This is a genomic window from Acinetobacter nematophilus (assembly GCF_026344175.1).
In the GTDB taxonomy this organism is placed as follows: Bacteria; Pseudomonadota; Gammaproteobacteria; order Pseudomonadales; family Moraxellaceae; genus Acinetobacter; species Acinetobacter nematophilus.
Genome location: NZ_JAPKMY010000001.1, coordinates 344,570 through 365,819, shown reverse-complemented (window position 1 = coordinate 365,819; position 21,250 = coordinate 344,570). Strand labels below are relative to the sequence as shown.

Here is a 21,250-nt window from a genome sequence, read left to right as displayed (position 1 = left end):
GATGACGAACAAATGGTGATGTGAATATTGATCCTAGTTCATTTTCTAAATCATCTATGCGATGACGAACGTTATATTCCTTCTTCTGGTGGTGGCTCTGTTTTTCTAAATCATCTATGCGATGACGAACTCAAAAGCGTTTTGCAACATTACTTGAAGATTTTTCTAAATCATCTATGCGATGACGAACATGGACTGTTAGCCTCAAGCGACAACGTAATATTTCTAAATCATCTATGCGATGACGAACGAATAAAAGAGGCATTCCAACCTGTACCGCTTTTTCTAAATCATCTATGCGATGACGAACCAACACTCGGCTTGTCAGGGTCGTAAACGTCATTTCTAAATCATCTATGCGATGACGAACATGGGAAGATGTAGACCTTGAAAATGCCATATTTTCTAAATCATCTATGCGATGACGAACAGAGTCAGGGCAGGGTAGAGAAATCACGCTATTTTCTAAATCATCTATGCGATGACGAACAAGATAAATTAGACAATGCTGCTAAAGAAAATTTTCTAAATCATCTATGCGATGACGAACGGTCTCATTACATACGGCTGGATGATTGCTTTTTTCTAAATCATCTATGCGATGACGAACATAATTGCGAGTACGACCTAGAACAAAGTGTTTTTCTAAATCATCTATGCGATGACGAACGGTTGAAATCAATTTCAATGAGCTTCACAAATTTTCTAAATCATCTATGCGATGACGAACTAAAACTCATTACGAAAGCAGCTACAGCACCTTTCTAAATCATCTATGCGATGACGAACTACCACGGTTAAGTCTTTTATCTCCAGAATTATTTCTAAATCATCTATGCGATGACGAACCTAGCACCAGCATCATAAGTCATTCCACCAAATTTCTAAATCATCTATGCGATGACGAACGCAATCAAAACGTGCAATTCAAGAGTATCTAGTTTCTAAATCATCTATGCGATGACGAACCAGTTTTGCTGCGACCGATGCCAATGCATACCTTTCTAAATCATCTATGCGATGACGAACAACATGACGAATTCTTTGCTCAATATGGCATTTTTCTAAATCATCTATGCGATGACGAACTTACCGATGTTGCTGAAACTGCTTATAACACTTTTCTAAATCATCTATGCGATGACGAACAAAACTATTGCAGAAACAAACGATATACCATTTTTCTAAATCATCTATGCGATGACGAACACACCCATTGGATTTGTTTTATGAAAGATGGATTTCTAAATCATCTATGCGATGACGAACAGAGCTTAGGGCAAGGTACAATCAGATTAGCTTTTCTAAATCATCTATGCGATGACGAACCTGTGGCCAGAAGTCAGGAAGCCAAAGACTTGTTTCTAAATCATCTATGCGATGACGAACTACCTTGCGACTTAGTAACTACACTTCCTTTCTTTCTAAATCATCTATGCGATGACGAACGCTTTGATCAAGTCAATTGGCAATCAATACATTTTCTAAATCATCTATGCGATGACGAACTTGGTAAAACATGGGGAGTTTTCAATCAATTTTTTCTAAATCATCTATGCGATGACGAACGTAGTTAAGCCTTATCGGTCTGAGATTGCTATTTTCTAAATCATCTATGCGATGACGAACAATACACACCACATTTTTTATATTTAATACCATTTCTAAATCATCTATGCGATGACGAACCGTCATGGATTGATCGTGAGGATTACATTGATTTTCTAAATCATCTATGCGATGACGAACATTTTATGGGCAAAAAGGCTAAACGATTTGATTTTCTAAATCATCTATGCGATGACGAACATCCAACAGCATGCAAACGCTTAATTGATGACTTTCTAAATCATCTATGCGATGACGAACATTGCAAACTCTTCTCTGGTGCATCGCTCTTTTTTCTAAATCATCTATGCGATGACGAACTACCATCTGCCCGTATAGATGCATCTGAGTCGTTTCTAAATCATCTATGCGATGACGAACTTTGTGTTTCAGTTCCTTTTGTCAATGTATTATTTCTAAATCATCTATGCGATGACGAACGGGCAGAGCTTCCATATCTTGATGAGGATATCTTTCTAAATCATCTATGCGATGACGAACATGGTTGCATCGTCCTGATGACCTACTTTAATTTTCTAAATCATCTATGCGATGACGAACAAAAACTGCTGAACAGCTTCACTATGACTTGGTTTCTAAATCATCTATGCGATGACGAACGGTGAGGGTATGAAAACCGCAGCAACTTCAACATTTCTAAATCATCTATGCGATGACGAACACATGAAATATATGAAGATGAGCCGACTGACTTTTCTAAATCATCTATGCGATGACGAACTGAATGCAAATGTTAAAAAGCTTTTTCATAACTTTCTAAATCATCTATGCGATGACGAACTTACTTTTGCAACTCGTGATGTGTTTGCAAATTTTCTAAATCATCTATGCGATGACGAACTAGAGTTAAGTTAAAACAAAACTCTTGAAATCAATTATATAAGTTTTTAATGAGTAAAAATACTTTATAGAGAAGAGTTATTGTTAAGCTTTTGATTTTATTTAATTTTACTGCATATATCAGTAATGAAGCTAAACATATAATCTAAAATATCTTGATCTTGACAAGTCTCGATGAGTTGCATTCGAAATTCTTTTTGATTTAAACCCTTGCTTGCGCATATAAAGGCTATAGGCATTACGATAGCATCTTTGACTAGATCCGCGAGATCAAAAACTAAGCCTCCTCGGCGTGTTTTGCCATGTAAAATAGGGAGAGCAAAGCTAATCCCCATTCCATTTAAAGCAACTGCTGCATAGCCATAGGCAATATAATTTCCATGGTCTAGGTAGTTGTTGGCTATATCCGTAATAGTATCGTGAGAATTTTTTCCTTCATCGCGGATAAATTCAATTCCAAAGCCTTTAGCAAGTTGTTTATATAATGTTTTCGCCCAACGCCCTTCGGCTGCCAGTAGTTCTTGTTGATTTTCAGAGCGATCAATGTCTTGTTTGAATGTATTTAAAGCATTTTCATCAATATAAATACCATACTGGATCAAATCAAAATTTTTCTTCCATGAATGGGAAACGATAGAAATACGTTCAAGTAGTAAGATTTTTGCCATGAGTAAACGAGCATCATCATCTAGCCATGCTCTCATCCAAATTTGCATATATTCAGTAGGGCGATATTCACTTTGAGGTGCTAAAAATGTTAAGTCTAATGATGAAAATAATGGTGAGCCACCAGAACCACAAAACCCAACCATTACATTAGACTCTGCTAAACGTCTGGCAGCAGCATCTGTTAAAGAACTTCCTTTGCCAAGCAGTAAAAAGGCTGTATTTTTCTCTGGAATATTATAAAAATATTCAACAGGCTGTAAGTTCTCCGTCAAGTAAACAATTCGATCATCTTTTAAAATGACGCGAACTCTTTCTAGGTAAAATACACATGCACGCTTTGAAAGCATTAGTGGACGGCTACGCTTTTGACGGAGTTGACTCATCTCATATTTCCTTAAAAGACAGGCAGGGCAAAAGGACTTTCTTTACGGGCTAGTCCATAGCTATCGGGCATGCCGTATCCAGCATTTTCACTGTCCTGAACGTCAATAATGACTGTAAAACCTTGCCCCGTACTTTGACTGATTACCTTAAAATATGGCATATCTTTCGCCGTCCTTAAACGGCGGTCTCGTAGCGGCGTACTTGCTATAGTCAGTTGTGTGCGTTCAGCCTTTAGAGTGGGAATTCTAAACCGTCGATAACTCTTCCAAGCAGAAACTTTGGCTGTCGGAACAGTAAGCACACCACTTAAAACCGCATAGTCACGAATTTTCCAATGCCCTTTAATGGCTTCAATGAGTTGATCTAACTCATCCTGTTTTTCTGTAAAAATTCGCAAAATATCAAAGTTAGGTTTAGCCGAATGCCCATATTTTTTTTCAAACAATTCTTGCTTTGCTTTTAATTTATCTGATATTTCTACTGCAAGCGCATAATGTGCGGGCAGTTTCCGAAATGCACCATGGATTACTGTGTAAATTTGATTGCGAATATGACCGAGTTTTAAATCCGTATCATCTGATGATTCAATAACACGGATATCAAGATAGTATTTGGCATCCATAATTATTCACCCTCAGAATATACGCCACCACGGATAAGACAAGCGATTAGGAACATGCCTTTTTCACTATTTGGATCAAGTTCATCTACCTCTTTCAGAATATCAAAAGCAGAAACTTTATCTTTACCTACACGATAGAAAATCTGTCCTTCTAAATTCGCACCATTCGGTTCTACTGCGATTGGCTTTTCATCATTTTCTTTAAATAGAGGATACCAAGTATCAATTGTTCTTAGCGCATTGCCGATTTTTTGGTCACGTAAAGCAGCTTGCCCTAGATATTGGTTGTCATTTGCTTTGTAGTCTGGTTTTTTCGGTGTGAGTTGATATAAAGATCGAGAAAAACCTTTTGGCTTATCTTCTAAATAATTCTGTGAAGGGAATACTTCTACGCCACCCATGCCAAAGTCAACAATAGCTTCGATATGCAGTGTAGCATTGGTTGATTCGCCGGTAATGCCTTTTACCAAAATGCCTGCTAGTTTTTGTTCTTGTTCGGACGGTTGATCAAAACTTTTTAAATTATAAGAAAGAGCATCAAAGCTAAATACTTCAGGGTAATCTTGATGTGTGACCTGAATGTTAATATTTTCAGCGACTATGCGGTTGCGCCATAACCAACGACCGTTCACAACATTTCGGACATAACGATGCACCACCTCTTTAAGCCCATCACTTTCTTTAGCACGATTGACAAAATTTAGGAAAGCTTGGCGAAAATTATATTCTTCGCTTTTATCAGCACCAGCTTTAGAAGCAATCGCAAACAGTACATAGCTCAAATCAATAAAACGAAAGTCCCATTTCACCAGAAGTTTGGCTTTAGGTTGTAATTTTGCAGATTCAGTAAGTTGAATATTGGTGACTTCACGCGCCAGTGAATTACCTGTCGCAGAACCTTTTTCTTTGTTACCTGCGACATTTTGAGTTCCTCGAATCCCATGGTACATCACATGTAAAGGCTCTCGTTTACCATCTTCAAATAAATTAAAAAAAGCGCCGTCACTGACGACTGTACCGCGTTGTAAAGAAAGGCTGCCGGGTAATTTCTTAAAAATTGTCATGTGAAAAATTCCTTATGTTTAAAAATGAGTTATGCGTGGATGCAATTTTGTTGTAAAAGAAAAACATCGTCTTGTGGCCAGTGATAGGTCCACAATAATTTTTGCAGGTTATGCCAAGTGTTATCATCAGCATCAGAAGATTTCCTTAGAATCTCGCCTAAAGAAAAATACTGAACAATACCTGTAAGCGGCTCTGCATAGGCATGCACTGTTGTTTCCTGATTCTGAGCTTGACGAATGCCTGTTCGTTGGTCAGTGAGTGGCTCAAGTAGGGCATAACCTAAATTAGTTGCCGAGATCCAACTTAAATTTTGATCATTAAAGAAAGCTCTAAGTGCATCTGCTTTTAGTGCCAACAGTTGGGTAAAGGCCTGAACCCGATTGATTTGTTGACGTTGCTGATATTCAATCAACAAATCTTGTCGATCTAAAATGGCAAACCCAGTTTTGATTTTCTTTAGTGCTGTCTCTAATTCATTTTCAGCATGGGTGGTAATTTCTAAAAAATCGATAATTTGTCCACCAGCAAAACGACTGCGATTCAATATATTGGTCAGTTTTTCTGGGCTAATCCGAGAGCTGGTAAATTTAATCACAAGGCTAAACTCTAAATGACAAGATGCTGTTGGCTGTAAAGACAATGCATATTTATTTTTAGAAGAATAGTCCTTTTTACCAATAAACACGGCACCACGACGTTGTGCAGGGGTAAAGCGACCATAGGCTTGCCCACCTAATCGCTGTTGATCGTGATGAATATAAATAATGCCTTCTTCTTGAGTGCCTAATTGTCTTGCTAAATGGTGTGCAAACATATTGGCAGTAAATAAAGGCACTCCGCCTAATAAGAAGCCATTGGTGTGCATATTTGCATTTTGTACCTGAATACGAGGAATCAAGACATAACGACTCATCGAACAATCTCCCGTAAACGGCGAGCAATATAACCCTGAGCATTGCTATCCAGGCTAATGGTCACAGTTTCATTATTTATTTCTATATCAAAGGTTTCATTAACAATTTTTCTAGACAGATAATCTGAGAACTTAATCCTCCAATTGTCATCTCTTAGTTCTGGATCGATCAGACCTTGTAAAACAAATGAAAGACTTGGATGAACCCAGAAAGAAGGGCGTTCAATGTCTTCCATACTGGGTAAAATAGACTCAGCTTCTTCTAAAATATTTTTTTGAAAAGTTGCCTGTCTTAGAACATCCTTAGCAAGGATATTCAAGAAAATAACTTCTTGATCTCTAACATCCCGATTGGTAGAAGGAGCAAAAATTTCAAGATCATGCCAATTTTGAATGTTGTTTGTTGCTGTGATAATCAGTTGACGCTTTAAAATTTCTGACCATTCTTTAATTGCTTCTTTTGCTCGTTTCGTTCCATTCAGCAATTTTATTTTGCGGGAAAGTCTTATCGTAAATCCGTTATAGAAAATCGCTAAAGCTTGACGTACTCTTTCACTTGCTTGAGGAGCATCCACTGTAATTGGGCGTTGCATTGAACGAACTAGACTTCCAACATTTTGTGGATTGGCGCCGCCTATACCAAAAACAGCAGTTTGAATGCGATTAAACTGGCTGTCTTTTTCTTTACGCAATTCGTTTACAGTATCTACTTCTAGATTGACAAGATAATTTACACCAGCAGCAGTCATCGGACTCAATGAAATATATTCACCATTTTTTGGAATTAAAAGCTGGCGCATACGAATATCAATATTTTCTGTACCTGCTTGATAAGGTTCATTAAAAGCAGATGAAATTGATGGCTTGAGTTGTTGCACTTGCTGTTGGAACTCAGCATCTTCAGTACTAATATCATCATCAATCATGGCAGCTTTCACGACTTTGAAAATAGACGCTGTTTTTCCTGCATTGGCTTGATAGTCAGTTGGAATCAGGAAGTTTTCATTTAATAAGGTTCGAGCACTGACATAAGGTAAATCGAGTGCTTGTTGTTGATTTAAACGGATTCCGCCTTTTTCAATATTGGAATTTATCGTCTTTAAACTAAAGTGTACTGATTCTTCTAAGGCTTTTATAAAAATATCAGTTTGTGGTTCAGTCATTATTTTCCCCGTTTTTGTTATCTAGTCAATTTTTAACACATTATTTGAAAAATAAAAGTGTTGATGAATATATGTGCGACAAATTAGGACGTAAAAAAATGAAAAAATTTAATTGCTTAACTTAATGTATTATTGTTAAGTTTTAATTATCAAACTCTCATGAAATTAAATGTAATTCAATACATGATTAATTTTTATTTTTGATAATTTTAAATTTTTTATATTATAGGGCTGATTTAGAATTATTTATTTTAAGTTTTTTGAAATTAAGAGAGTTTGAGACGGATGGCGTATTTTGTGGTATTTTTTAGAAAAGGTTTGCTATTATTTAGATGGTTGAAGAAATTTTCTTTTAATTTTAAGAAAAGCGACGATCTCTGTCGTTAAAAAGCATTTTAAGTCCATAAAAGTTTTCTCTTCTTTAAATAAAATATTATATTTTTTACTACACGGATACCTTAAAAATAAACTATGCATGTGATCATTATTTCAGCATGTAAGAAACGTGCTTTAAAGAAAACTAGAGCAATCTTGGATAGTTATGCAATTCGCACAGGACATTCTTCTTGGCAAGCACCCATGACAATGGAGGGCTTAAAAGAAATTCGAACTGCATTAAAGAAAGTCGCCACCCGACAAACTGCCGTAGTCGCTTATATTAATTTTGGTATGCGAAGAATGAAACTGGCGTGGGTTGTTGGTGCGAAACATAAATTTGCGCTTGATGGTGCATATCCAGTCGCTTCAACCAAAAAACAGCAAAAATTACTGACGCTGGATGAGTGGGTTAAAGTAAGTAGTTTGTTGGCTGGAGCCGCAGGGGATATGCATGATATTGGCAAAGCCTCTGAACATTTTCAGAAAAAATTAAGTCCAGAAATGGCAGGACAAAAAATTAAAGACGACATTCGACATGAATGGCTGTCTTTAAAACTATTACAACAACTTAGAAAAAATGGATGGGACTGGAAACTGGCATGGAAGAATTTAGATAAAGGTTTAGGTAAATTTACTTTAGGTGACCGACAAGAAATTGAACATGGGATTCATAATGAATTAGAAGCTGTCGATTATTTGATTGTTACACATCATGGTTTGTTAGGGATTGAGGAAGCTTTAAAAAATGATCCACTAGCATTACCTCACTATGAAAACCATGTTCGTACATTGGTGCCAAGTCGTGAACAAATTACTTGTGCAGGTGAGTTACCTGAATCTATTTTTAAAAGTCATCAAAAACGTATGCAGCGTTTAACTGTATTAGTATCACAACCAAGAACAGACCAGCTTTTATATTGGAAAGCTTTGGCATTGCATTCACGAGCAGCACTGATTCATGCTGATCATATTGTTTCAGCACAGCAATATTCTGTGCAAAAGCCTGAAAATGTACCATTATTTGCAAATACAAAGTTGAAAGACACAGGTCAAGACAAGAAAGAGAAATTGCAAGACCAACCTTTAGAATGGCATTTACATCAAGTGGGGGATCGAGCTTCACGAATCGCAGTTCAAATGATGACTGATTTGAACTTATCAGGCCTATCAGAGCAAACGGTTGAATATATTTGTCAACCTACAACTCATCCTCGTTTTCAATGGCAGAATATTGCAGCAAATGCATTGCACAAACAGATACAGAAGCATCCTGAAACCCCAGTTTTGATTTTCAATATTGCAGGCACGGGTAGCGGTAAAACCCGTATGAACTTGCGAGCCGCCTGTACTTTACGACCTGACGATCCAAGAATCGCGATTGCACTTAATTTACGTTCCTTAACATTGCAGACTGGTCATGCACTTCAAACATCGATGAATTTATCAGAAGAAGAAATTGCTGTGATTATCGGGGACACTGTTACTCAAACTTTATTCGATCAAAGTAAAGAAAAAATTGAATTTGCGGATGAGGACGAAAATTATCCAGAACCTATTTTTGATGCGTGGGGCGAGGACTGTGATTTACCTGAATGGTTACATCCATTATTTACAGTTGAAAAAAATGGACGCAAAGTTTTAAATCAAAAGGAAACCACCATCCTTACCTCTCCTTTATTAGTTTCAACCATTGATTATCTGATTGCAGCAGGTGAGCCACATCAGCAAGGACATCACGTTAAAGCATTGCTACGAATCATGAGTAGTGATTTGATTTTAGATGAGGTTGATGGATATGAACCTAAAGCATTGATTGCAGTGCTACGCCTTATTCAGTTGGCTGCCTTATATGGTCGAAATGTCATTTGCTCGTCAGCGACATTATCACTGACCGTTGCAAAAACAATTCATCGAGCTTTTGAGTCTGGTATGCAGATGCGTGCAGCACTTTATAATGTTGAAAAAAAATCAGTAGTTGCGATTATTGATAATGAGCTTAAACCACAAGTGTGGTTAGAGCGATCAAATCAAAAATCAGAATTTAATATAAACTACCAAAAACATCTGGATGAATTACAAGTTCATTTACTTTCTAAGCCTGCTCATCGACTTGCTCAATTGTCTTTATTATCTGAAACGACAGTTTTATCATGGAAAAAGTCAGTACTTGAAGCGGTTAATCAGCTTCATCAAGAACATGCATGGAGTTTTAAAAAGACAGAAAAGAAAATCTCTTTTGGGCTTATACGGGTTGCCAATATTAAACATGCGATTCGTCTAGCACAATTTCTGTCAGATCATTTACCTGAAGCAAAAATCGCTTGTTATCATGCAAATGACTGGCTTATATCAAGGTTTTATAAAGAACAATGCTTAGATCAGCTTTTAACTCGCCATAAAGATGGTAAAAAAAGAAAAACAGGTAATGAGCAAATTGAACAAGATGAGGAAATTATTGATCTCATTCAAAAATCAAATTCCTTAAATATCCCATTTATTGTAGTTGCAACGCCTGTGGAGGAAGTTGGGCGAGACCATGATTTTGATTGGGCAGTAATTGATGTTTCAAGTGTGCAATCAATTGTACAAACAGCTGGTCGGGTTAATCGTCATCGTTTAGAAAAAGTTCAGCAACCCAATATTATGATTCCACAGTGGAATTATCGTTATTGTGAGCAACGTGATATAGAAAATCACAAACAACAAAATAAACAGCGTAAAGCTGTATTTGTGTATCCTGGCTATGAAGGCTATGGTTTATCCGAGGCATCAACTTATCCAACACAAGATTTAAACGAGCTTTTACCATGGGACAAACAATCCCGATTAGTCATTAACGCGCGATTGCGTTTTGATCAGGTGAATTGTTTATTTGCTCAATATGATGATGGTCAGATTAGAAGTTTTTGCCAAAATTATTTTAGTGATCAAGGTGAGCAGTTATTTTCTCGGTCAGATGTAGACGCGAGTATCATGACGGAGAATATTTATAAGTTAACGCCTTTACGTGAACGTAATCATCAAGAAACCTATATGTTTGAATGGTCTGATCATTTGGTTACTAAAAAACAGGTTTATGGTTTTGATGAAAAGATGACTAGAACCTTAAAATATCCCAAATATGGCTTAGTATGGGACCAAGTCAAATTCGAAGAAATTTCTGCTAAATCTCAAGCATGGCTGGCACTGACACCACAGCAAATGAAAGATTATTGTTATGAGTATCAAATTGCTGATGAACAAGGCTGTCGCGTATCTTTGACAGTTTATAATAAAAATGAAATTCCAACTTGGTGTTACGATTATGGTTTCGGATTAATGCAAAAGACATAGCATTTAGGTCAAATAAATCAGAGCGTATCGAGTCCTTAATAATCTAATTCATGCATGTTTAAAACTTACCTAAAAAGAATAATGACCCATGTAAAGAAAATAATCGATTGAGCAACAAATTGAGCAGCACTGCCCATGTCTTTGGCATTCTTGGAAAGAGGATGATGTTCTAAAGAAACGCGATCAACCACAGCTTCTAATGCCGAATTAAATAATTCAACAATGATGGCAAGTAAACAGACACCGATCATCAAAGCTTGTTCAACTGAAGAAACATCAATAAAAAAAGTGATTGGAATTAGAACCAAATTAATCCAGACAATTTGGCGAAAAGCCGCTTCATTTTGATAGGCAGCTTTAAAACCTGCTAAAGAATAACCCGTTGCATTAAGAATGCGTTTAAACCCTGTTGTTCCTTTAAATGGCGAATAATTACTCATAAAACCAAACTGCTATATTTTTGAATAAGTGTATTATTTTAAACTTAAATGGGGATTAAATTTAAGCGAAAATGCGCCATTAAGAAAAAATAAAGCAAACGATCTATACGATTGCTTTATTTGATGGACATTTTAAAGCGTTATTTTACAGGTGGATTGCTTTTCCAGTAAGCATCTAAAGCTTTGCGTCCTAGACCAGGATCATCTGTAAACAGTCCATCGACACCAGCTTTAAAATACATCTCATACTCTTTGTTAGCACCCATTTCACAACGTCTCGCAGTATCTTGTTCAGCTGTACTACATTTTAAATTAGCTGCCAAAAAATTGTTTTCAGGTCGGAAAGTATAAGGGTGCACTTTTAAATTGACAGCATGCGCATCTGCAACAAAAGAAGACGGGGCAGTATAGCTTTCATTAAAAATATAAGGTTTCCATGGACCTACGCCATCAGCATAAGTTGCAACTGTTTTTAAACCTTGTGCTGTCGCCATATCACCATAAGTTGTTTTAATACCTTGCACCACGTAATCTGCTGGGCTTGCTTTTTTGTCATCATAGAGTTGAATAATTTTGGCATTCTTTAAACTTTTATGAAGAGTAAGCTGTTCTTTGAAATATTTTAAATTATTGACTTCGAAAGATTGTAGATAAATAGGTGCGATTTCGCGTGTGTATTGATACTTTGCCAAAGTTTTAAGCAAAGGATCTTCCATGCCTAAGCTCAACGATTGAAAATATGTGGGATGCTTGGTTTCAATGTATAAGCCAATAATTTTTCCAGTTTTTTTATAATTTTGTTCTGCGAATTCGATAATCTGTTCAAGGGTAGGGATATTGAATTGATCATTATACTGCGTGTTGTTTGGACGCAATGCAGGAATTCGTTCGCGTGCCTTAATCAACTTGAGTTCGTTCGCAGTGAAATCTTCAGTAAACCAACCTGTTAAAGATACCCCATCGATGATTTTGGTTGTTTTACGGCCTGTAAATTGAGAGAGAGTACCCACATTGGTAGTACCACCAATTTCATTTTCATGGCGTGCGACCAAAACACCATCTTTGGTAGAGACCAGATCCGGCTCAATAAAATCAGCACCATCATCTATGGCTTTCTGATAGCTTTCCAGTGTATGTTCTGGACGCAAAGCACTGGCTCCGCGATGCCCAACAATAATAATCTTGGGTTCTTTATATTCAGGCCTTGTCACGATATTTGTTTTATCATCATTACATGCAGTTAAAAAGAATACGCTACTGCTGATGAGCCATACTTTTTTATTCATATTTCACTCAAATTATTGTGTTGCAATCAATGCTAGTCTATGCGGTTAAATTGACATTGTGATGACATCACAAAATGAATGAGCGACTTATTTATCAGGATGAATTGTATAAGATTCAGTAATCTCCACAGTTTCTCCATATTCAGCTTGATCATTCGGATTTCTGTTATTTTTTCTTGAGTTTTCGATCCAAGTCACAGAATATCAACGTAAGCGGAATTTAATGGTTAACTCAACATTCACCTCAATCATTTGACACAGAAGCAAATCTGATGCTCTCTAAATTTTTTATTCAACGCCCTATTTTTGCCTGTGTCCTTGCGATTATCGTTATGGCTTTAGGTATTTTTTCGGTCGTCAATTTACCGATTGAACGCTACCCGGATATTGCTCCGCCGCGCATTACAATTTCCACTACATATACGGGTGCAGATGCTGAGACTGTTGAAGAAAGTGTTACACAGGTTTTAGAGCAACAGATTAAAGGTATTGATCACCTTCTATATTTCAGCTCAAGCAGTGATTCATCTGGACGTTCACGAATCAGTATTAGCTTTGAAAATGGTACTGATCCGGACACTGCTCAGGTTCAAGTACAAAATAGTATCAACGGGGTACTCAACAGATTACCGGATGATGTGCAACGTCAAGGTGTAACAGTGAACAAATCACTGGGCGATACATTCATGGTGGTAGGTTTATATGATGAAACAGGTAAAAGTAACAATATTGAGCTTGGAGATTATCTCTCTGCACATATAGAGCAGGAATTATCCCGAATCGAAGGCGTTGGCGAGGTGGATGTATTTGGTTCGCAATATGCAATGCGAATCTGGTTAAACCCGAATCTATTACGTCAATATCAGTTGATGCCAAGTGATATTCGTAGCGCTATTGAAGCACAAAATACTCAAGTTGCTGCTGGTGGTGTTGGCGATTTACCTGTAGCTTCTGATCAATATTTAAATGCAAAAGTGACGGCAGGCTCACGCTTAAGAACGGTTGACGAATTTAAAAATATTATTGTTAAATCCAATACAGATGGAAGTTATGTTTATTTAAAAGATGTCGCACGTGTTGAATTAGGTGCAGAAAATTATCAGTCTTTTAATACCATCAACGGTTATCCATCATCGGGGATGGGGATCTCTTTATCTTCGGGTGCCAATGCCTTGGCTACATCAGCATTGATTAAAGCCGAATTAGCCAAGATTTCTGAAAAACTTCCACAAGGCTACAAGATTGTTTATCCACGAGATAACACCCCGTTCGTTCAAGAATCGATAAAAGAAGTGGTTAAAACATTGTTTGAAGCGATCGTTTTGGTTGTTTTGGTGATGTTTATTTTTCTACAAAGTTGGCGTGCGACACTTATTCCAACCATCACTGTACCGATCGTTATTTTAGGGACGTTTGCGGTACTGTTTGCACTGGGGATGAGTATTAATACACTTACCTTGTTTGCCTTGGTTTTGGCCATTGGATTGTTGGTGGATGATGCGATTGTTGTTGTTGAGAATGTTGAGCGCTTGATGCATGAACAGGGCTTGACTGCAAAGCAAGCCTCTATTGAATCGATGCAAGAAATGACAGGTGCTTTGATTGGGATCACCGTCGTATTGACTGCTGTATTTATTCCAATGGCATTTTTTACTGGGTCTACTGGTGTAATTTACCGTCAGTTTTCAATCACCTTGGTTTCAGCAATGGCATTGTCATTGTTGGTTGCATTGATCCTTACACCCGCATTGTGTGCAATTATCCTAAAACCTAATCCCCAACCTATGCGTTGGGCGACTTGGTTTAATCGCCAACTTGATCATCTCAAGCAGCGTTATATTCAATTGATTCAGAAAACCTTGAATTTTAAATGGGTGATTTTGACATTGTTTTTTGGCTTGACTGTGGTTTTTGCACTTTTTTATCGTGCTTTACCCACCAGTTTTATTCCAAGCGAAGATCAGGGAATGCTCAGTGTACAGTTCCGTTTAGCAGATGGTGCACCTATGTCGAGTAGTCAGGTGGTTGGCGAAAGTATACGCAAATATTTTTTGGAAAAAGAAAAGCAAAATGTCGATATTGTACTGATTCGTTATGGTCGTAACTTCTCTGGCACTGGACAAAACCTTGGCACAGGTTTCATTGCACTCAAACATTGGGATAATCGTTCTGGTTCAGAAAATTCTGCACAAGCCATTCGTGAGCGTGCCGTAAAGTATTTTAACAAGAACCCCAATGCTCGCATTACCGTAAGTTTACCTGCTTCTGTGAATGGTTTGGGAGACAGTGATAGTTTAGAGTTTTGGATTCAGGATGTGAATGGTCAAGGGCGTAAATATCTTGAGCAACAATTTGGTATTTTACAAAATCAGGCGAAACAATTTCTAACCTTTGAAAATTTAGATAAGAAGTCCAATCCTGACAAATCTAAATTAAAAATTCATATTGATCAAAAACTGGCATTGGCAAATGGTTTAAGTCAAACAGCAATTAATAGCACCTTGTCTGCGGCATGGGGTGGTTCTTATGTAAATGATTTTATTGATCGTGGGCGTATTAAACGTGTCATGATGCAGGGTGATGCTGAGTTCCGCTCCAAACCGGAAGACTTAGAGGTGTGGAGCGTTCGTAATGCACAGAACCAAATGATTCCATTCAGTAATTTCTCGACCATTGCTTGGGAAGGAGGGCCTGATGTCGTCAACCGTTTCCAGGGGTATACCGCCTTGCAAATGGAAGCCAATACTGCGGCTCATACCAGTTCTGGTCAGGCAATGAGTGATATTCAGAAGTTGATTGGTCAGCAACAGGGGATTGATGTTGCCTGGAGTGGATTATCCTTTGAAGAACAGAAATCTAGCAGTCAAGCATGGTTACTGTATTTAGTCTCTATTGGATTCATTTTTCTATGTTTGGCTGCATTATATGAAAGCTGGTCGATCCCCACAGCTGTGATTGCTGCAATTCCTCTAGGCATTGGAGGAAATATTCTGTTTAGTCAATTCGCAGGATTTCCCAATGATATTTATTTTCAAATTGCTTTGCTGACGACTATTGGTTTGTCGTGCAAGAATGCCATTCTCATTGTCGAATTTGCAGCTTTGGCACAAGAAAAAGGGAAAACAGCGATTGCAGCTGCACTGGAAGGTGCCGGATTGCGCTTACGTCCAATTTTGATGACCTCATTGGCATTCGGTGCTGGGGTCATTCCTTTGGTACTTGCTTTTGGTGCAGGTGCTGCAAGTCGCCAAGAAATTGGTGTAAGTGTATTGGGCGGGGTGATTTTTGGAACCATTTTGGTGTTGCTGTTTATCCCATTCATGTATGTGCTGATCCGAACGATTTTTAAACCCAAAGTGACTTCTGAATGATTCAAGGTATCGGCTTTTAAATTTTCACAGCCTTTGATGATGTGATGCTGTAAGGCATTGTTGTGTGGAAAGTATACAGGTGATTTGAACCTTGCCTGCACACCCACTCAAATTTAGCTGACGGGCTGTACTCAGAAGCTATTCTTCTGGATTGAACCCCTCATTTTAACAACAAAAAAGCGCTTTATTTTCCTAGCATTACAGTCCAGTATTTTTGCCAAAGCGTGATCAACTTTGGACTTTCTTATGCAGTTTTCTTTAGAATTAATTTCAAAAATAGAAAAAGCCATTCAAAACCACCAATTTGAATTGATAGAACAATATTTTGATCAAATTAATGATGCTGATATAGCAAAGCTGTTGGGTGATCTGTCATTAAGTGAACAGGTGACTTTGGTTGAGCATCTGCCCAATGCTGCCTATATTCTTGAGTTCTTATCATTAGACCAACAGCTTAAAATTGCAGAGCATTTGCCAAAGCAGAACCTGATTCAAGTTCTCTCGCAGATGCACTCAGATGATCAGACAGATTTATTTAAGTATTTGCCGTATTCATTGCAACAGTCCATCTATACTGAACTTAGTCCTGAAATCCAACAGCAAATTCAACATTTAGCCAAATATCCAGAAGAGTCTGCTGGAGCAATCATGAGTTCAGATTATGTGGCAGTGCCACCAGATCTGAATATTAGCCAAGCGATCGAACACATCAGAAAAAGTGCTAAAAATCGTGAAACTGTCTATCTCATCTATGTTGTAGATCCGCATAATAGATTATTGGGTGTCGCTTCTTTACGTGAAATGATTTTGGCTGATCCTCATCAAAATATGACTGAGGTGATGCGTACTGATTTAATTGTAGGAGATGTAAACGAAGACCAGGAAAGTATTGTGGAAAAATTACATTATTACGATTTCATTGCACTCCCTATTGTAGATCAGCAGCAACGTTTAGTGGGGATTGTGACCTATGATGATGCAATGGATATTGCGACTGAAGAGGCGACAGAAGACTTTTTAAAATCCAGTGCAGTTACATCTTCGCCCAAAATGAGCATTAAAACGGCGCCCATTCATTATCTGTATAAGAAACGTGTATTCTGGTTGGTCATCTTAGTATTTGGCAGCTTATTGTCAGGTTTTGGTATCGCGCATTTTGAAGACATCATTGCTAAGAATATTGTATTGGTGTTCTTTTTGCCTTTGCTTGTAGGCAGTGGAGGGAATGCTGGCTCTCAATCTGCAACCTTGATGGTACGTGCTCTGGCAACAGGGGATGTCCATTTAAAAGATTGGTTATATCTGATTGGACGGGAGAGTCTGGTTGGGCTATGTCTTGGTGGAACGATGGCAATAGCCGTCTCCATACTCGGCTATTTTAGAGGTGATGCAATGGTTGCTTTGGTCCTCGCACTCAGTATGATGGGCATTGTATTGATGGGCTGTCTTATTGGTATGAGCCTACCGTTCATCTTGAACCGTTTAAGGTTAGATCCAGCAAGTGCATCGGCCCCATTGGTGACTTCAATCTGTGATGCAACCGGTGTAATAGTTTATCTATGTATCGCCTCGATTATTTTATAAGTGCTGTGTGATGAGTTTAATGGGCAATATCTTTTCTGAGTTCTCGGCTGCTGGGGATATCTGTATAGCGAAATACCTGATAACCCGCCTGTATCAGCATAGCGTCTCGTTGTGCATCGATATGTTCTTTACCGATATGACTGGGATCATCGAGTTCAATAATTGCAATCACTTCGAGTTGTGAACTGAGCAGAACAAAGTCAGTGACTTTACGATTGAACTTGGAACGTAACTTGAATTGATCACAGTCAATTAAGGCACTGAAAGCAACTTGTGCAAGCACATGGTGCTGAGGAAAAGTCTCATTCAAGCGAAAAAACATTTTCTGTTCAAATGGTGTGATCACACGTTTTGCATAGTAATGTTGGCGTTGAAATAGATAACGGCCAAAACATGCAATCAGCAAAGCGATTGTTGCGATACAGCCGATAAATAAAAATAAAGCCTGATGGGAATCCAGCGACATAAATAAAACAGTATCTGATAGGCAAGAAAAAACCCACTCAGTCATGAGTGGGTTTTCAGAATTTGGCTCTCCAACCTGGGCTCGAACCAGGGACCTGCGGATTAACAGTCCGTCGCTCTACCGACTGAGCTATTGGAGAATCTGGAACGCATTTTAGGGAGGAAATGCAGATGGGTCAAGGAAAAATTGTTAAATTCACCATAAAAAAGTATTATTTGCTAAATAATTGATCATTTTGAATAAAAATAAAGAAATTCATAGATTTGTTTAAAAAGAATATTCGGCTTCAGCAGACTCAGCATTTGATTTAAACCTTTGATCAATTCAATCATCTTCAAATGGCCTTGCTCTGTTGGCAAACTATTCAGCCAGTACTGATTTACACTTAATTGATTGTACGGTTTATCTTTGCAATACTGATAAATTTTAACCATAAAAAAAAGCCCACTTCATCATGAGTGGGCTTTTTAGAATTTGGCTCTTCCACCTGGGCTCGAACCAGGGACCTGCGGATTAACAGTCCGTCGCTCTACCGACTGAGCTATGGAAGAATAGATGGCTCTCCAACCTGGGCTCGAACCAGGGACCTGCGGATTAACAGTCCGTCGCTCTACCGACTGAGCTATTGGAGAATCTGATGCGCATTTTATGGATGAAAGCCAAAGTGGTCAAGTGAAATTATGCCAAAAACACCCTAAATGTTTTTTTATTGTCCGAATTTAAATAATTTGTATATATATTGATTATTTTTAAAGTTTTCTAAATCTTTTTCAGAAATTAACCCTTCATATGCTTGGGGACAGCGTTGTAGCTGTAGAATACTTTCAATCCGCTTGGAAGCTTTCTTTCGGACTAAACCACTAAAAATAATCGCAATTTCTAGGATTTGGGTATTTCTGAAAAGCAAGTTGGACGATACGAATAAGTTTTTGACAGGATAGGGCTTTTTTCTAAAAACATGTTGCTGCATGATTTGATCACTCATGGTTAATTCAATTTCGTAATACATTCCATAGGAAAAACCGTGATGTTCTTGCTGTCTTTTACGCAGGCTCAATGTAGAGATTTTTTCATAATCTACTTTGATGTTGATTGCAGTCATTTGAATTTGGCAAAAATCGCTGTGAAAACATAGCTGCGGACGTCCATATTTAATCAGTAGATAGATTGAAATCAGTTCGAATAAAAAAATTAACAGCCAAAACAACAGTACAAAAATAAAAGTAAAGGTGATGTAGTCTGAATCTGCGATATAAAGGTAGCAAGGAATCTGTAGCGCAGTCAAAATGACAAAACCAGCAATGATTTTTATTGGATCTGCTTTTATTGTATATGTAGTATCAATCATGAAATGATAAAATAGAATGACATAAAAAAGCCATTCTAATCAGAATGGCTCTTTGACAAAATAAAATTATTCAATCTTATTTTTCAACACCCGCAGCTTGACCTGCATATTTAGCATTTGCATAGTCCCAGTTCACTAAGCTTTCTAGGAAAGTTGAAATGTATTTTGGACGAGCATTACGGAAGTCGATGTAATAAGCATGTTCCCAAACATCAATTGTTAATACCGCAACTTTGCCATGGGCAAGTGGAGTATCTGCATTTGAAGTTTTAAGAATAGAAAGCTCACCGTTTACTTTGTCAGCAACAAGCCATGCCCAGCCTGAACCGAATTGAGTTGTTGCAGCAGCAGCAAACTCTTCAGCAAATTTTTCGTAAGAACCGAAAGCTTCATCAATTTTAGCTGCCAAAGCACCCGTTGCTTTACCGCCACCATTTTTAGCCATACAGTTCCAGTAGAAAGTATGGTTCCAAACTTGAGCAGCGTTGTTGAATACACCTGCTTTAGATGCATCGCCAGCAACAGCAACAATGATCTCTTCTAAAGTTTTACCTTCAAGATCAGTACCCTTGATTAAGTTGTTTAAGTTTACAACATAGGTATTATGGTGCTTATCGTGATGGTATTCTAAAGTTTCTTTGCTGATATGTGGCGCAAGATCTTCGTAGCCGTATGGTAGAGCAGGTAAAGTAATGGTTGTCATGTTTTAAATTCCTTGCATTGAGCTGGGTTTTAACATTTAAGTGGCTTTATTGTAATAGATTCTTCGCGCAATAGGGCATGATGTTAAATAACAATACACAATTTATTTCGATTTAATACGTATATAGACAATCAAGAAACCCAGTGAAGATTTTCTTGAAAAAGTATCAAGTCATTTTTAAAGATAATGAGCTGATACTTTTATCGAGATTAAATCGGATTATTCAACTCATGGTATTCAGACTCAATCTTGAACTGTGTTGCAATCGCTTTGGCTAATTCTTGTACACCATAGCGTTCAGTAGCATGATGACCACAGCCATAGTAGTGCACATTTAATTCTTTGGCTTCATAAAAAGTACGTTCGCTGACTTCCCCAGAAATATAGGCGTCACAGTCCATCGCTGCTGCTTTAACAATATAATCCTGTGCTCCACCAGTACAGAAGCCCACTTTTTGAATCTGTGATTTTTCTGCACTCAAATGAATGGTGTCGAAACCTAATTTTTCAGTCAGCAATTGTTTAAAATCTGCAGGAGAAAGAGCATTTTTTAAATAACCGATATTGCCAATCGGATGACGTTCATAAGGATCCAAAGCTTCAATATTTTCCAAATCCAATATTTGAGCAATCATGGCATTATTACCGAGTGTCGGATGTGAGTCTAAGGGCAAATGATAGCCGACAAGAGAAATGTCATTTTGAATTAAACGCTTGATGCGTTTACCACGCATCCCCGTAATTGGGTAAGGCTCGCCTTTCCAGAAATATCCATGATGGACCAATAACAGGTCTGCTTTTTTTTCAATGGCTGCATCAATCGCATCTTGTGAAGCTGTCACTGCACAAAGAATTTTCTTTACTTCAGATTTTCCTTCAATTTGTAACCCGTTAGGCGCATAGTCTTTAAATTCATGTGATTTTAAGGTTTGATCACACCACAGAATAATATCTTTAAGTAAAGCCATGAATCACCTTTTATGAAATTACACTAATTGAAGGATATCAAAACACATTTTAAACTGTAACTAAAGCTGAACAAAACTCTTTGTATTT

Annotated in this window: 14 protein-coding genes, 3 tRNA genes and 1 CRISPR repeat array (1 of these 18 only partly in view); of the genes, 3 read left to right on the top strand and 14 right to left on the bottom strand. The window is 37.7% G+C overall.

Features of this window, described 5'->3' with window-relative positions:
• A CRISPR array of direct repeats spans window positions 1-2,470; the repeat unit is 28 nt; unit sequence TTTCTAAATCATCTATGCGATGACGAAC; it reaches 2,117 nt to the left of the window's first position.
• A 97-nt stretch (window positions 2,471-2,567) separates the two neighbouring features.
• From cas1f to OSH00_RS01665, 5 genes are read right to left on the bottom strand one after another with little or no spacing between them, the layout of a single operon-like run.
• Entirely contained in the window at window positions 2,568-3,521 is a 954-nt protein-coding gene (cas1f, locus tag OSH00_RS01685; protein ID WP_266128981.1) for a type I-F CRISPR-associated endonuclease Cas1f, read from the bottom strand.
• Between the two features lie 11 nt (window positions 3,522-3,532).
• Window positions 3,533-4,144 carry a type I-F CRISPR-associated endoribonuclease Cas6/Csy4 gene (gene cas6f, locus OSH00_RS01680; protein WP_266128980.1) on the bottom strand — a complete coding sequence of 204 codons (612 nt, stop codon included), beginning with the start codon at window positions 4,142-4,144 and terminating at the stop codon, window positions 3,533-3,535.
• Window positions 4,145-4,146: 2 nt separating this feature from the next.
• Window positions 4,147-5,208: a type I-F CRISPR-associated protein Csy3 gene (gene csy3, locus OSH00_RS01675; RefSeq protein WP_266128979.1), complete on the bottom strand. Its 1,062-nt coding sequence runs from the start codon at window positions 5,206-5,208 to the stop codon at window positions 4,147-4,149.
• A gap of 29 nt (window positions 5,209-5,237) precedes the next feature.
• Entirely contained in the window at window positions 5,238-6,122 is an 885-nt protein-coding gene (gene csy2 / locus OSH00_RS01670) for a type I-F CRISPR-associated protein Csy2 (protein WP_266128978.1), read from the bottom strand.
• Window positions 6,119-7,285 (bottom strand): hypothetical protein, encoded by a 1,167-nt coding sequence (locus tag OSH00_RS01665; RefSeq protein WP_266128977.1) that lies wholly within the window; start codon window positions 7,283-7,285, stop codon window positions 6,119-6,121. Before OSH00_RS01665 ends, csy2 begins: the two co-directional genes overlap by 4 nt.
• A gap of 471 nt (window positions 7,286-7,756) precedes the next feature.
• Between OSH00_RS01665 and cas3f the strand changes: the two genes are divergently transcribed.
• Window positions 7,757-10,996 carry a type I-F CRISPR-associated helicase Cas3f gene (gene cas3f, locus OSH00_RS01660; protein WP_266128976.1) on the top strand — a complete coding sequence of 1,080 codons (3,240 nt, stop codon included), beginning with the start codon at window positions 7,757-7,759 and terminating at the stop codon, window positions 10,994-10,996.
• 65 nt (window positions 10,997-11,061) lie between these two features.
• Here the strand turns inward: cas3f and OSH00_RS01655 are convergent, their stop codons facing one another.
• Both OSH00_RS01655 and OSH00_RS01650 read right to left on the bottom strand, forming a co-directional pair.
• On the bottom strand, window positions 11,062-11,436 hold the full coding sequence (locus tag OSH00_RS01655; RefSeq protein WP_266128975.1) for a diacylglycerol kinase: 375 nt from the start codon (window positions 11,434-11,436) through the stop codon (window positions 11,062-11,064).
• Between the two features lie 140 nt (window positions 11,437-11,576).
• Window positions 11,577-12,722 (bottom strand): glycerophosphodiester phosphodiesterase, encoded by a 1,146-nt coding sequence (locus OSH00_RS01650; RefSeq protein ID WP_266128974.1) that lies wholly within the window; start codon window positions 12,720-12,722, stop codon window positions 11,577-11,579.
• Window positions 12,723-12,994: 272 nt separating this feature from the next.
• Here OSH00_RS01650 and OSH00_RS01645 point away from each other — a divergent pair, with 272 nt between their 5' ends.
• The gene (locus OSH00_RS01645; RefSeq protein ID WP_266128973.1) at window positions 12,995-16,093 is read left to right on the top strand and encodes a multidrug efflux RND transporter permease subunit; all 3,099 of its coding nucleotides are present in this window, start codon (window positions 12,995-12,997) and stop codon (window positions 16,091-16,093) included.
• Window positions 16,094-16,339: 246 nt separating this feature from the next.
• Window positions 16,340-17,677: a magnesium transporter gene (gene mgtE, locus OSH00_RS01640; RefSeq protein WP_266128972.1), complete on the top strand. Its 1,338-nt coding sequence runs from the start codon at window positions 16,340-16,342 to the stop codon at window positions 17,675-17,677.
• Window positions 17,678-17,693: 16 nt separating this feature from the next.
• Here mgtE and OSH00_RS01635 read toward each other — a convergent pair whose 3' ends face one another.
• From OSH00_RS01635 to OSH00_RS01605, 7 genes are all read right to left on the bottom strand, one after another.
• Entirely contained in the window at window positions 17,694-18,143 is a 450-nt protein-coding gene (locus tag OSH00_RS01635; RefSeq protein ID WP_266129289.1) for a DUF2726 domain-containing protein, read from the bottom strand.
• Window positions 18,144-18,206: 63 nt separating this feature from the next.
• Window positions 18,207-18,282 (bottom strand) — tRNA-Asn (locus OSH00_RS01630).
• A 336-nt stretch (window positions 18,283-18,618) separates the two neighbouring features.
• A tRNA-Asn gene (locus OSH00_RS01625) sits at window positions 18,619-18,694 on the bottom strand.
• Between the two features lie 5 nt (window positions 18,695-18,699).
• Window positions 18,700-18,775: transfer RNA gene (locus tag OSH00_RS01620), tRNA-Asn, on the bottom strand.
• A 74-nt stretch (window positions 18,776-18,849) separates the two neighbouring features.
• Complete coding sequence (locus tag OSH00_RS01615; RefSeq protein ID WP_266128971.1) at window positions 18,850-19,491, bottom strand: hypothetical protein; 642 nt, start codon at window positions 19,489-19,491, stop codon at window positions 18,850-18,852.
• Between the two features lie 76 nt (window positions 19,492-19,567).
• Window positions 19,568-20,194 carry a superoxide dismutase gene (locus OSH00_RS01610; protein ID WP_196077369.1) on the bottom strand — a complete coding sequence of 209 codons (627 nt, stop codon included), beginning with the start codon at window positions 20,192-20,194 and terminating at the stop codon, window positions 19,568-19,570.
• Between the two features lie 209 nt (window positions 20,195-20,403).
• Window positions 20,404-21,162, bottom strand: coding sequence for a Nif3-like dinuclear metal center hexameric protein (locus OSH00_RS01605; RefSeq protein WP_266128970.1), 759 nt, complete (start codon window positions 21,160-21,162; stop codon window positions 20,404-20,406).
• Window positions 21,163-21,250 lie beyond the last annotated feature (88 nt).